Origin of the sequence: Paenibacillus hamazuiensis (genome assembly GCF_023276405.1) — a bacterium.
GTDB lineage: Bacteria > Bacillota > Bacilli > Paenibacillales > NBRC-103111 > Paenibacillus_AF > Paenibacillus_AF hamazuiensis.
Genome location: NZ_JALRMO010000001.1, coordinates 4,253,309 through 4,267,301, shown reverse-complemented (window position 1 = coordinate 4,267,301; position 13,993 = coordinate 4,253,309). Strand labels below are relative to the sequence as shown.

The 13,993-nt window shown below is 52.9% G+C and carries 9 protein-coding genes; all 9 read left to right on the top strand.

Annotation, left to right across the window (positions count from 1 at the left end):
• Positions 1 to 247 precede the first annotated feature (247 nt).
• Complete coding sequence (locus MYS68_RS18560) at positions 248 to 1,216, top strand: ABC transporter permease (protein ID WP_248927268.1); 969 nt, start codon at positions 248 to 250, stop codon at positions 1,214 to 1,216.
• A 13-nt stretch (positions 1,217 to 1,229) separates the two neighbouring features.
• Positions 1,230 to 2,090: a carbohydrate ABC transporter permease gene (locus MYS68_RS18555; protein ID WP_248927267.1), complete on the top strand. Its 861-nt coding sequence runs from the start codon at positions 1,230 to 1,232 to the stop codon at positions 2,088 to 2,090.
• A 77-nt stretch (positions 2,091 to 2,167) separates the two neighbouring features.
• Entirely contained in the window at positions 2,168 to 3,787 is a 1,620-nt protein-coding gene (locus MYS68_RS18550; RefSeq protein ID WP_248927266.1) for an extracellular solute-binding protein, read from the top strand.
• Positions 3,788 to 4,097: 310 nt separating this feature from the next.
• On the top strand, positions 4,098 to 5,648 hold the full coding sequence (locus MYS68_RS18545) for an extracellular solute-binding protein (RefSeq protein ID WP_248927265.1): 1,551 nt from the start codon (positions 4,098 to 4,100) through the stop codon (positions 5,646 to 5,648).
• A 241-nt stretch (positions 5,649 to 5,889) separates the two neighbouring features.
• Positions 5,890 to 6,948, top strand: a complete 1,059-nt coding sequence (locus tag MYS68_RS18540) for a TolB-like translocation protein (protein WP_248927264.1) — start codon at positions 5,890 to 5,892, stop codon at positions 6,946 to 6,948.
• Between the two features lie 42 nt (positions 6,949 to 6,990).
• The gene (locus tag MYS68_RS18535) at positions 6,991 to 9,324 is read left to right on the top strand and encodes a helix-turn-helix domain-containing protein (protein WP_248927263.1); all 2,334 of its coding nucleotides are present in this window, start codon (positions 6,991 to 6,993) and stop codon (positions 9,322 to 9,324) included.
• A gap of 214 nt (positions 9,325 to 9,538) precedes the next feature.
• Positions 9,539 to 11,659, top strand: coding sequence for a beta-galactosidase (locus tag MYS68_RS18530; protein WP_248927262.1), 2,121 nt, complete (start codon positions 9,539 to 9,541; stop codon positions 11,657 to 11,659).
• Between the two features lie 43 nt (positions 11,660 to 11,702).
• Entirely contained in the window at positions 11,703 to 12,791 is a 1,089-nt protein-coding gene (locus MYS68_RS18525) for a mandelate racemase/muconate lactonizing enzyme family protein (protein WP_248927261.1), read from the top strand.
• 10 nt (positions 12,792 to 12,801) lie between these two features.
• On the top strand, positions 12,802 to 13,986 hold the full coding sequence (locus tag MYS68_RS18520) for an iron-containing alcohol dehydrogenase (protein ID WP_248927260.1): 1,185 nt from the start codon (positions 12,802 to 12,804) through the stop codon (positions 13,984 to 13,986).
• Positions 13,987 to 13,993: the final 7 nt, after the last annotated feature.

The window sequence follows — 13,993 nt, the reverse complement described above, 5'->3', positions numbered from 1 at the left end:
ACAATGATAAAGTAGCCTACCTTGCATTGCCGGACAGCGATATCGAACAAGCTCTGTCGTGCATCATGGGGAGGAACAGCAGCTTATATTCCAAGGGGAAAAGGCGAAAATTTCCGCACCCTGGAAGGTTTATGCATCCACCTCCATGATGTTTTTGTAACCGCTGTCACAGTGCCGGTAGACAGTGGGTTTATGATACTTACGCTCTTAGCAAGCTGAGAAACCAGTAAAATGGAGGTTGTAGTTTATGCAAGCAATGAATAGTAGTGTTGCTCTGGATAAAAAGGATAGCGTTGGAGTACCGCTGCAAAAAAAGAAAGGATTGTTTTACTATTTAAAATTTGATTATATGCTTTACCTTATGCTGCTTGTCCCTGTTGCTTACATAGTGACATTTAAATATGCACCGATGTATGGCATACAGATTGCTTTTAAGGATTACAACATTTTCCAGGGTGTCAGCATGAGTCCGTGGAATAATTTTGAAACATTCAAGCAAATTTTTTCATCGCCACAATTTTTTCAGGTTGTTAGAAACACTTTGATGCTGAACGGTTTGGATTTGCTTGTGGGATTTCCAGCGCCGATTATTTTGGCTATTTTAATAAATGAACTGGCATGGAATAAGTTCAAAAAGGCAAGCCAGACCATACTGTATCTGCCGCATTTCCTTTCCTGGGTTATTATCGGCGGAATTGTTGCTCAGCTGCTTTCTCCCACAGGTATGTTAAACTCCTTAATTAGCCATATGGGTGGGCAACCGATACCGTTCCTCACAAACAAATATGCATGGGTTGCAACTTATTGTTTAGTTGGAGTATGGCAGAACGCAGGATGGGGGACAATTTTGTATCTTGCTGCTATGACGGGAATTGACAAGCAATTGTATGAGGCTGCCGATGCAGATGGCGCGGGAAGATTCAGGAAAATATGGCATATTACACTGCCTGGTATCAGACCAACCATTGTGATCCTTCTGATCCTGCAGCTCGGTAATATTATGGCTATTAACTTCGACCGCCCATTCAACATTCAAAACAACCTTGTCATGGATTTTGGCGACGTTATCAGCACCTATGTATATCGGGTGGGTATTCAATCTGCGAATTTTTCGGTTGGTGCAGCCGTCGGCCTGTTTCAGTCTGTTATTTGCCTAATATTCCTGGTAACCTCCAATTTTCTTACTCGTCGATTAGGCGAAGACGGAATATGGTAAGGAGGTACTGACAATGTCGCAAACTTTAAAAAATAGAGCGGTTGACTATACAGCAGCATTTGTTATTTTAATTGCGGTTTTTATATGTCTGGTTCCTTTCCTCTATATCCTTTCGCAATCACTTAGCTCCAATAGGGCGATTATATCCCAGGCCGTTACGATCTATCCTATAGACTTTAATATAGAGGCCTACAAAGTTGTATTCGGGGATCCCGGTATGCTGTACTCATTGTTCTATACGATAATTCTGACGGGTGTATTTGTGCTTCTTGCATTGACCGTTACCATATTGGCGGCGTACCCGCTGACTAAAAAAAGACTCAAGGGCAGAAATGCTTTGCTGCTAATGATGCTGTTTACCATGTATTTTAGCGGGGGGTTGATCCCGGACTATCTGAATGTAAAGAATCTGAGCCTTCTTGACACGCCATTGGCATTGATTCTTCCGGGCATGATGAGCGTTTACTATATGATCATATTGAAATCGTTCTTTCAGAGCTTGCCTGATAGCCTGGAAGAAGCTGCACACCTCGACGGATGCAACGAACTGCAAATTCTGCTTAAAATTGTGCTGCCTCTTTCCAAGCCGGCACTTGCCACAGTCAGTTTACTATACGCCGTATTCCGGTGGAATTATTTTCAGGATGCTCTTTTCTACATCACAGATCAGGAATTTTATACGATACAGCTTAAGCTGTATAACGTTATCAATATTTCGCAGCAAATGTCCGGTGAGAATGTCAATGTAAATCTGCCTTCAGAGGCATTAAAAGCGGCAAGTATTATGTTTGGTACGGTTCCGATTCTTCTGGTATACCCATGGCTCCAGAAATACTTTGTATCCGGCATTATGATCGGTGCGGTTAAAGGCTGATATGGGTTTGTGAAATGGATTATTCATCTATTTCGCGAATTTGTATAATATTAAATTGAAAAGAGGAGTTGGGTTCTTTGAAGGCAGAGACAAGAAGATCCATCCGTGTTTCTTTGGCAGCGCTGCTAATTGCGTCTACTTTGGCGGCCTGCCAGAGTAATTCGTCAGGCGGCACAAGCAGCACAAGCGGCGCACAAAATGCTGCAGCAGGCGCTGCAAAAGAACATCGTACATTAACTGTTGAAGTTTTCGACAGAGGCAAACCCGGACAGCCGGATTTGAACGATAATTACTGGACAAAGTATATCAACGATAATTTTGGCAAGCAGTTTAATGCCACAGTAAAATTTGTTTCAGTTCCTAGAGCCCAGGAAGTAGACAAGCTGAACGTACTGATGGCAGCCGGCCAAGCACCTGACATTTCCTACACGTACAACCAGGGTGTTGTTTATAATTATGTACAGCAAGGTGGCTTGGCGGAGCTCGATTCAGCTCTCAAGCAGTATGGACCTGCTCTTACAAAGTATCTTGGCGATGATGTATTAAAGTACGGTAAATTTAACGGCAAGCAGTATTCCGTACCGGGCAAGAGGACTGTTCTTGCAGGTTCAAATACGTTTATCCGTAAAGACTGGCTCGATAAGCTGGGTCTTCCTGTTCCCACCACACCGGAACAGTTCTATGACACCATGGTTAAATTCAAAGAGAAGAACCCTGGAAATGTAAGCGGCGTCATTCCTTACGGTTATTCCCTGCAGCCTTTAAATCCCGGGCTGGGCTATATACCGGAAGCCTTTAAACCATCTAACCTTACTGAAGAGCAGTTTGCTACACTTCAGCCGCAACCTATCTGGTTGGCAAACTGGAGTATGCCGGGATTCGATAAAGCTGTTCAATATATGAACAAAATGTATCATGCAGGTTTGATTAGCCCGAATTTCGCAACGGACAAGGACGGAAAACTGCTCGACGCAGATATTTCCAACGGAAAAGTCGGAGCATTCCAGACGAACTGGGATGGTCCGTACAGAACGGCTCCCGGCACCTATGCCAACCTTGTCAAAAATGTTCCTGGTGCTCAGCTTATTCCGATCGACCCATGGCAGAATGATGCGGGCAAACATCCCAAGAACGGGTACAGCCCAAATGGTATGTATATAATCATACCTAAAACAAGTAAAAATGTTGACCTTGCTATACAGTACCTCAACTGGATGTGTGACCCCAAGGTAACACTCTTCCTCCAGAACGGTCAGGAGGGTGTGGACTACAACATGGTTAATGGGGTTCCGAAACAGACAGGAACGACAAATTCAGGCGATAAGATGATGACTGTTGCCAACAACCTCGACTATGATATCCTTTCAAACGGAATCGAACTTGGTGACCAAAAAAAGAATGATGCAGCAATTTCTGCGGGATATCCCGGTTATGAAAAGGATGTAGAGAATGCTTTGAAGGTAAGTATGGTCGATTATTATACTACCTACTTCTATTCAATACCGAATGCGGCTGATGCCAAAAACAACGCAGCGCTTAAGAATCTTTCGGCACAAATGCTTGCAAAACTCATTGTCGCTAAACCGGCTGAAGTGGAAGGCCTGTACAAATCTTTGGTTCAACAGTACATGGATCAGGGCGGCAAGGCAGTTGAAGAAGAGTATATAAAGAATTACAAGGCTCAGAACAGTAAATAATAAGCGATTGATGGTCTGGAAACTGCTCCGTTATGAGCGGTTTCTTTTTTCATGCCGCTACTGCGAACAACGCCATGCGGACGCAGATAGTCCTCCGACAGGCCGAACAGCACTCCATCCTTCTATTCATTATCACCAGGTGTTCCGCTTTAGTGGCAGCGGACATTTTCTATGCAGGAAGACAAAAATTGTTCAAACCGTCGAAATGGCCTGCCCATCAAGAACTGTCGCTTACATGCCGCAGGGGGACATTTTAAAATGAAAGCGTTATCTTTTATGGATAACTATACGATCCCAAGGGAGGGTTAACATGAAGTCAACTTTTCAAAATCGTTTGAACAGTGTACTGGCCTCCGTTCTTGCCGTCGGCTTGCTTGCAGGGTGCTCGGGGGGAGGCGCGCCTCCGGCCGGTGGGAATGACAGTGCTCCAAAACCGGCAGACAATAAGCCGGCCGAGCCGTTGAAGCTTCAAATGATGGTGCCGTCTTTTGCTGACGTGCCCAACATGAACGACGAATATTGGACGGAGTGGCAGAAGAGAACGAATACGAAGCTGGATGTGGAGTGGATACCATCCGGAGACTACGATACGAAGTTCGACCTGGTGCTCGCTTCCGGCAATCTCCCGGAAATTATCGTGGCCCAGTCGGCCACCCGGCCCACCTTGCTGAATGCCATCAAGCAGGGAGCGTTCTGGGACTTAAGCCCGCTGCTCGGCGATTTCAGCAAATATCCGAATTTGAAAAACAACAGCGAAGCGAACGTATGGAACTATATGAAGGTGGACGGTAAAATTTACGGTATTCCCCGCAACCGGCCGCTGATCGACTTGGGCATCAAGATGCGCAAGGATTGGCTGGATAAACTGAATATTCCGATCCCGACAACGATGGACGAATATGCCGCCGCACTGAAGAAGATCGTCGACGGCGACCCGGACGGCAACGGCCAGAAAGATACGATCGGCCTCCTCGGCCACGGCTTCCTGCTGGCCGACGGCGACGGCTCGCTTCTGGCCGCATTCGGCGGGTTAGATCCGATCTTCGACAAAGACGGCGGGCTCATGAAGGAAGCGATGACTCCGCAATACGCCGAGATGGTGGCATGGCTTCGCAAGCTGTATGCGGACGGTGTGCTCGCCAAAGAATTTTCGGCGATTAAGAAGACGCAGGCGGAGGAATTGTTTGCGACGGGCAAAGCGGCTTCCTATGTTCGCAATATTTGGCGCGATTATACCTGGGAACAGGACATTAAGAAGGTGCAGCCGAACGCCCAGGTCATTACATTGCCCCCGATGAAAGGTCCGGGCGGGTACAGTGTCCAGCTCGCGACTCCGTTCTTCGGCGCGATGTATATCTCGAAGAAAGTGCCGGAAGCGAAGGTGCGGCAAATTTTGGACTACATGGAAAAAACGACGACGATGGAATACACCGATTTCAACTACTTCGGCATTGAGGGCGTTCATCATAAGCTGGTGGACGGTCAGCCGGTGCTGACCGATCTCGGCGTGAAGCAGGTGACGACGAACGCGAACCAGGTGTTTGCTCTTGCCTTCAACAACAAGATGAAGGTGCTGAACCCGGCCGCTCCGAAGGCTTACAACGATGCGAAGCTGAAGGAAACCGAGGTATTCACGAAGGTCGGCAAGCTGAACATCTTCAGCATTATCTCGTCCGATACATGGACCAATGTTTGGCCGAAATTCGAAAAGGAATGGCAATCCATGGTGACGAAGGCGATCGTCGGGCAAATTTCGATGGACGAATACAAGGCCTATGTCGACAAGCTGAACGCCAACCCGGATTTCAAGAAGGCCTACCAGGAATTCGCCAAAGCCTACAAGGAATACTTCAATAAATAATGATTCCGACAGGCGTGGCGAGCTCTCGAGGCGGCTGCACCTACGACCTTGAGCATCTCTTTGCGCAAGCAAGAAGGCATAAGACTCATCCATCTCGTTAACCTGACCGGCGGCCGGCCGCGCATCGACGATTACGACATGCCCGTTTTTCAGGAGTAACCGCTCCATTCGGCAAAACTAGTGACAGTTTGACAAAGGAATCGACAAGACAAAAACCGAACTGGGTTAGGAGGTAACTACAATGCCGATTTACAAAGTGGATAATCAGCCGTTTACAGGTCCCCATGTTTTGGATAATCCGCCGCCGTTCCATGAAAAGCTTCTGGATTACGGCGAGCGGCCATACTGGTCGCCGGATGGCAAACGCATCGCTTTTATCGATAAAAACTATGGAGACGTATGCGAGATCGACCTGGAAACGAGACAGGTGCGCAATTTAACGAAAAACAACGGGGGGTACCATTCTTTTCTTAGGGTGCTGTTCCTCGCAAACGGCGATTATTTGCTTATCGGGCCTAAGGAGTTTAAGGACCGGCATACAAGCCGCCATCTGGAATCGGAGCTGTGGGTGATGGATAAAGACGCCAGCCGGCCTCCCAAGCCTCTCGGGCGGAGAATATCCGAAGGTGCCGGCGTATCGACTGTTGCGAACCGCATCACCTATTCCATGCATGGCGGCCATGATCCGAGGATCGGCACGACGCAGGACTACGAATGCCACGTGACGGAAATCGTGTACGGCCCGGACGGTCCCGAGCTGGGTGAGGATCGCGTCATCTACCGCAACGTCAGGGGACGGCACCCCGAGCCGCAGGACTTTAGGAACAACGATACGGAAGTGATCATGGCCGAATATATCGGAAGTCCGTTCCGGACCCCCGACAATTGGAAAACGGTCGTACGCGGTATTAACCTGAATACGCTGGATGTGCGCACTTACATTGACGAAGAATTGACGCATAACGAGTGCGAAGGTATTTTCCCGGACGGAGAGCATATTTGTTTGGAGTCCTCCTGCGATTTCGTTAACCAGTACCCACCTATCGATTTATGGAAGCTGAAGCTGGACGGCTCCGGCCGGCGCGTGAGGATGACCCGCGTGTTTGACCGCGCACCGTGGAGAACGAGCAATTCCAACGTCAGTCCCGACGGAAAATGGCTTGCTTTCATGGTAAACACCTATACCAGCGAAGCCGGATTCGGCATGGGACTCGGGCTCATGAATCTGGAGGAGTGGGAAAAAAGCGAATATGCCCAAATGTGGGAGACGCCGGAGGAAAGGGCCGCAAGCCGAAAATAATAAGCGAGCCGAGTCGGTCGGCTTGATGTTTTGGGAGGTCTTATGGTTAATTGGCTATCGACGATTCTGCGTCCTCAGTGTTCCAAGCGGCTGAGACAAGGGAAGTATTTGCACAAACTGATCTGGCTTGGCTGTATGTCCGTATGCATCCCGATCATTCTCGCGAGCGCGGTGTACTATCAGTTTTCCATGAACCGGGTGAAGCAGCAAATGACGAACGAAAGCGAAGCCTCCCTCACGATTTTGAAGGATAGGACGGAACGTGTGATGCAGACCATTGAGCAGGTATCGCTGCAATTAGCCATAGACCCCCAGCTTACCGACTTTTTCAACCGACAGCTGGCGGACATCGCTTTGAACTGGCACCGGCAATTTTTGGACCGGATTGCGCTGCTTAAAAACAGCAACAGCTTTATCGACGAGATTTACTTTTACAATACGGTGGAGGATCTGGTGTTGTCCAACCGTTACGGCGCGGTCAGCAAGGAGGCTTACAAATACAAGGCGGATATCGACCGTTTATTTGCCGACGGCCGTCTCTCGCAGTGGGCTTATTTGCCGATCAGCGGAAAGGAAGGGTTCATCACCTTCGCCCGGCTGCTGCCCGTCATCGGCAGCAGCACGCCGGAGGGCGTTCTGGTGTTTCAAATGGATATGTCCGTTATAGGGGACATGCTGAGCGCCAATACTTACGTGCTTCCGTTAGGGCAGGATCTGATGATAGCCAACGTTCAGAAGCACCCGGACCCAGGGAAATGGAGCCGGGAAGAGATGAACTCGCTGCTTGCCCGGCTGCCGGCGATCGAGCAAATTCGCACGTCGGACAAAAGCTCGGACCATTTTTTCGCCGAAGGGATCGACGGAGAAGGGGCGCAGTTCCTCTATATGAAAAATGTGTTCGGCCGCACTTACATTACGGTCGTTTCCGATCAGTTGGTAGCGGGCCAGCTCAATTGGATACGCGGAGTCGCCCTGCTCATTTTACTGATTTTTATTTTGGTCGGCGTCATCCTTACCTATTTCAACACCAAACAGGCTTACAACCCGATAGAGCGTTTGATCAAGCACAGCAGAGCGCTCAGCGTCGGGAGAATCCCTTCCAAAGAGGACGAATTCGATTATATTAAGGAATGCCTCGACTTCCTCAATCGGGAAACGGAGAAGCTAGGCGGCTATATGGAGAAAATCGAACCTACGCTCAGGGAAAAATGCATTCAGCAGCTGCTCGACGGAGACTATGTCAGACAAGAGGCGCTGCTTAAAGATTGCGGAACCTATGGCATTTCCGTGACTTCCACCAATGCGGTTCTGGTGGTGGAGGCTGAAAATATCAAGAAAGATAAGCGATTTTTACCGGAGGAAAAAGGGATCATTGCTTTTGTTATCGCCAATGTCATGCAGGAAATTTTGCAGCAGGACGAGGAACTGCAAGGCTTTGTGATCCCCTATCGGGGACGGGGAGTAGCGCTGCTGCAATTCCGGCAGGATCAGGAGCAGGGCAAGGCGCTGCAGAAGACAAAGCGCTACGCCCAATCGGTGTGCGCCTCGTTCAAAAACGCTCTGTCGATCGACGTATCCGTAGGGATCGGACGTTTCTACGCCCACGCGGCCGATGTGCCGGTATCCTACAAGGAGGCGGACATGGCTCTGCAGTATCGCATGTACAAGGAAACGGATCATGTGTTGTTTATTGAAGACATGGAGCATGCGAGAAAGCAGGCGACACTGAGATACCCGAGGCATCTCGAGATGAACATGCTGGATGCTCTGGAAAAAGGAGACGCGGAGGGAGCAGCCGCTTGCTTGTCCGAATTCACGGCCGTCATGCGCGCCTCCGAGTCGTATGTGTTCGTTTATCAAAGCTATCACATGCTTCTTTCCGCAGCCATCGCCTCCTTGGAGAAGCAGGGCGGCAGCATGCTGGATATATTGGAGCACAATTTGTTCGGCCAGCTGAAGGGCAAGATGACCTCTTCGGAAATTTACGATTGGTTTGTGGAAACCTTATTCCCTCTGTACAATTGGCTCGCGGAAAACCAGCGAGGCACGGCCGGGCAATCCGTCATTCAGCAGGTTTGCAGGCATATCAAGGCGCATTGCGGAGAAGGCGACGACGTGTCCCTGGTGCAGTGCGCGGACATGGTGGGGATGAGCCCGTCCTATCTCAGCCGGCTTTTTAAAAAGGAGACCGGCATGAACTTTCTCGACTTTGTCGTCGAATGCAAGGTGGAGGCAGCCAAGAAGCTGCTGACCGAAACGGATCGGACGGTGAGCGATATTGCGTCGGCTGTAGGCTATTCGGAGCGCAATTTGAACCGGATTTTCCAGCGTTTGACCAAGATGTCGCCAAGTGCCTTCAGATCGAAACACCGCTAGGATCGGACACTTCTTGACTCCGTCGGAAGAAATTTGACCGGCCGGAGAATTGCGGCGGAAGTGAACAATTGTCTCTTTCATGCCGCAGCAGCCGGACATACAATCACATTTGTAACCGCTAACAACAGGAAAGCGGCTTCCGGCATGGCTGCTTTAATGCTGCAAGCCTTGTACGGCAAGCCGCCTCTTTCTTAACAGGGGAAGGTGAGCGAGGATGGGGAACGAAATGCCGCAAGTTCCCTACGGCGCCGTATATTTCCGCAAATCGAATCCTCCGCGCGAGGATTGGGAAAGCGACTATGCGGTAGCCAAGGAGGACGGCATGAACCTGTTTCGCCATTGGTTCATGTGGGGGGCAATTGAAACGGCTCCCGGCGTTTACGACTGGCAAGATTATGACCGGCAGATGGAATTGGCGGCGGCGCAGGGGATGAAGACGATTATTGCGGAGATGATCACCTCCGTTCCCGAGTGGGTCGCGGCAGCGCATCCTCATGCGGTTCAGGTGCGCGCGGACGGTACGAAGGTGAGGACGAGGATGGGCGTCAGCAGCGCCACCGGCGGCTTTGGCGAGGGCTCCTCCGGCGTTCTGTGCCTGGACTGCCCCGATGCGATGGAACTGGCCGGACGATTTTTGAAGGAACTCGTGCTTCGATATAGAGACCACCCGGCCATGGCCGGGTACGACGTGTGGAACGAATGCAACTATTCCCCGCACGTATGCTACTGCGAGCATACGAAGAAGAAATTCCGCAGGTGGCTGCGGGACAAATACGGAGGTTTAAAGGAGCTCGGCCTCGCCTGGCACAGGTACAGCTACTCCAGCTGGGATCAGGTCGAGCCTCCCGTTCAGCTTGAGCCTTACCCGGAGTGTATCGATTGGCTCGATTTCAGGAAGATCAACTTCTACGAGCAAATGCAGTGGAGAATCGACCTGATCCGCAGCCTCGACCGGAAAAACCGGATGACCGCCCACGGCATTGCCGGCAGCATAAATGCGATGGCCCTAATGGGGGCGGACGATTGGCTTGCCGCCTCCAAGGTCGAGGTATACGGCTTCACCTGGGTCGCCTCCCGCAAAGGAAGCGAAGCGTGGAAGCAATGGCATGCGGTCGACCTGACGCGGGCCGCTGCCGGCGGCAAGCCGTTCTGGCACGCCGAGGCCCAGGGCGGTCCCCTTTGGCTGCAGCCGCAGGTACTCGGACGTCCCCGTGAGGACGGCCGGGTGACGGAGCCGGAGGACATCCGCATCTGGCAGATGACCTCGTTTGCCGGAGGTGCGAGAGGGCTGCTGTTTCCACGGTGGCGGCCGCTGCTCGACGGACCGCTGTTCGGCGCGTTCGGCGCTTACGCGATGGACGGCTCGCGCACCGAACGCTCGGCGATGGCCAGTGCTATCGCTAATTGGGCTAACGCCCCCAAGCAGAGGGAACTGTTCGAAGCGGCGCCGGTGCAGGGGGACATCGGCATTCTCGTTACGCCGGAAACGCAAACGTTCGATCTTTTGCTGAACCGGGAAGCGCGCGGGCCGTTTTACAGCCACTCCATGTGGGGGGCGTATCAAGGTTTTTTCGATAACAATATCCAAGCGGATTGGGTGCATATCGACCACATCGATCGTTACCGCACGTTATATTGGCCTTACCCGATCATGTGTCTTTTTAAGCATGCCGAGGCGATTAAGCGCTGGGTGGTGCGCGGGGGCGTACTGATCAGCGAAGGCTGCCCGGCCTATTTCGGGGACCGGGGCAAGGTGGGGACCGTACAGCCGAATCAGGGCTTGGAGGAATTATTCGGTGCGTTGCAGGACCGAGTCGAATTTATGCCGGACATCCTCGAAAATCTGACCTTCGAATATGACGGTCTGACCGTTCGCGGGGGCTTATATATGCAGTCTTACAGCTTGGCCGGCGGTACGGTGAAAGGGACCTATGAGGGCGGACTCCCGGCGGTTGTCGAGCATGATTATGGCCGGGGGAAAACGCTGCTGATCGGCACGTTTCCTTCCGAGGGATACTACCGGGGGCAAGACGAAGCAGGCCGCCGATTTTTTGCGGAAGCCGCCGCTTGGGCGGGGATATCGCCGCACGTTCACGTGTCCGACCGCCGTTTGACGGCCCGGTTAAGCGAACGTCCGGATGGATGCCTGTATCTTTGGGTACTGAACCCCGGAAGGGAGGAAGTCGTCGCGGATGTGCAGCTTTCGGCGGAATGGGGGGACCCTCGGCCGGACGGGGTTCATTGGGGGGACTCGGCTCCGGTGCTGTCCGAAAACGGCCTGACGGTCAGGGTACCCGCGAAGGATGCGCTGATCGTACGAATGAGGAAGGTTTGATTGTTGATATGGCTGCCTACGACCGTTAACGGAGGTGTCTTCAATGAAATTAAAAAGCATCGAATCGTTCAGCACACGCAATTTATGCATAGTCCGCGTGAAAACGGACGACGGACTGGAGGGCATCGGCCAAATCGCCCCTTACCACGCCAACATTTCCGCGCTTGTGCTTCATCAGCAGATCGCCCATCATGCGCTTGGCAAGGATGCGGACCGGATCGCCGAGCTGGCGGAGGCCATCGTCACCGCCGAACATAAATTTCCCGGCTCCTACGTATGCAGGGCCGTTGGAGGACTCGATACGGCGCTGTGGGATTTGAAGGGAAAGCGCCTGGGTAAAAGCGTTTGCGAGCTGCTCGGAGGGGAGCGCCGTCCTATCGAGGTATACGGCTCCAGCATGAAGCGGGATATCAGTCCGGAGAAGGAGGCGGAGAGGCTGAAGCGGCTGCAGGAAAAACACGGCTTCCGCGCCTTCAAGTTTCGGATCGGCAACAACTTCGGAGGCGACGTGGACGTGTACCCGGGCAGAACGGAGCAGATCGTGCCGGCGGTACGCAGGGCGCTCGGCGATGAAACGCTGCTGTACGTCGACGCGAACAGCGGCTTTACGCCTTCGCGCGCCATCGAGGTCGGCCGGATGCTGGAGCAGTACGGCGTCGTCCATTACGAGGAGCCCTGCCCTTATCCTTGGCTGGAATGGACGAAGCAGGTGACCGACGCGCTGGACGTTGCAGTGACCGGCGGCGAGCAGGACACCGACCTGGCCCAGTTTCATCGGATGATTTCGATGCATGCCGTCGATATCGTCCAGCCGGATATTTGTTACATCGGCGGGCTGAGCCGGGCGCTCGAGGTTGCCCGCATGGCGCAGGAGGCCGGCATGACGTGCACGCCTCATGCCGCCAACTTGTCCATGGTGACCGTGTTTACGATGCACATGGTCGCCGCCATACCGAACGCCGGCCGCTTTATGGAATTTACGGTGGAATCGGATGCCTGGACGGAAGATCTGTTCACCGCAGGCTTTGAGGTGCGTGACGGCAAGGTGGCAATCCCGGACGATCCGGGCTGGGGCGTGACGGTGCGGCCGGAATGGCTCGAAAACGCGGAGTATCGGATCAGCGAACTATAGGAGGGACGGTATGCAGCCGCAAATTCATCAGCTATTGATGCCGGAAAAGGTCATCTACGGACAAGGGGCGCTGGCTGAGCTAGGGACGGCGGCTTCCGCTTACGGTACGAAAGCGCTGATCATCAGCGACCCGATCATGCTGAAGAGCGGAGTCGTAGAGCAATGCGCCGCATCCTTGCAAACCGCCGCGATCCCGAGCGCGGTCTATACAGGCGTGCTCTCGGAGCCGACGCACCTCTATGTGGAGGAAGCGCTGGCGGCATGCCGGGAGAACGGCTGCGATCTGATCGTAGCGGTCGGCGGGGGCAGCTGCCTGGATACGGCGAAGGCGGTCGCGGTCATGATGCGGAACGGCGGATTTATCGGCGATTACCGGCGGCAGCGGTTTATGCATGCCCCGCTGCCGCTCATGGCCATCCCGACGACCGGTGGGACCGGCTCGGAAATGACCAAGGTCGCCGTCATTACGGATACGCGAAACGACGAGAAAATGATGATCTCGCAGCCTGAGCTGCTGCCCCGGGTCGCAATCGTCGACCCGCTGCTGACGCTGTCGTGTCCGCCGCATGTGACGGCGGCGACCGGCATCGACGCGTTAACTCACGCCGTCGAAGCATACTTATCCCGCAAAGCGCATCCGGTGACGGATGCATTGGCGCTCAGCGCCGTGCGCCACATCTCGGGGCACCTGCTACGCGCATACCGCGGTGGCTCGGATGTGGAGGCCCGCTCGCATATGATGATCGGCTCCATGCTGGCGGGGGCCGCCTTCTCGAACGCCTCCGTTGCCCTCGTTCACGGCATGTCGCGACCGATCGGCGCGCTGTTTCATGTTCCTCACGGCATCTCGAACGCCATGCTGTTTCCAGCCGTGCTGGAGTACAGCATGCCGGAAGCACAGGGCAGGCTGGCCGACATTGGAAAGGTCATGAATCCCGGGCTCGGGGCATCGGCATTGTCGGACGCCGAGTGGGCGAACGCCGTAATCCGACAGATCAAGCAATGGTGCGTGGAGATGAACGTGCCGAACCTCGGGCAATGGGGAATCGACCGGAAGCGGTTCGACGGCTTATTGGGTAAAATGGCCGCCGACGCGATAGCGAGCGGAAGTCCCGCCAATCATCCCAAGGTTCCCGGTGCGGAAGAAATCGTGAAATTGTACCGGGTATGTTACGAATACGATTTTAACCAATAATGGAGGG

Bases quoted from the DNA above. Each gene is read 5' to 3' on its own strand.
- MYS68_RS18520 (WP_248927260.1), top strand. From the start codon at position 12,802: ATGCAGCCGCAAATTCATCAGCTATTGATGCCGGAAAAGGTCATCTAC.
- MYS68_RS18545 (WP_248927265.1), top strand. From the start codon at position 4,098: ATGAAGTCAACTTTTCAAAATCGTTTGAACAGTGTACTGGCCTCCGTT.
- MYS68_RS18540 (WP_248927264.1), top strand. From the start codon at position 5,890: ATGCCGATTTACAAAGTGGATAATCAGCCGTTTACAGGTCCCCATGTT.
- MYS68_RS18530 (WP_248927262.1), top strand. From the start codon at position 9,539: ATGGGGAACGAAATGCCGCAAGTTCCCTACGGCGCCGTATATTTCCGC.
- MYS68_RS18560 (WP_248927268.1), top strand. From the start codon at position 248: ATGCAAGCAATGAATAGTAGTGTTGCTCTGGATAAAAAGGATAGCGTT.
- MYS68_RS18525 (WP_248927261.1), top strand. From the start codon at position 11,703: ATGAAATTAAAAAGCATCGAATCGTTCAGCACACGCAATTTATGCATA.
- MYS68_RS18555 (WP_248927267.1), top strand. From the start codon at position 1,230: ATGTCGCAAACTTTAAAAAATAGAGCGGTTGACTATACAGCAGCATTT.
- MYS68_RS18535 (WP_248927263.1), top strand. From the start codon at position 6,991: ATGGTTAATTGGCTATCGACGATTCTGCGTCCTCAGTGTTCCAAGCGG.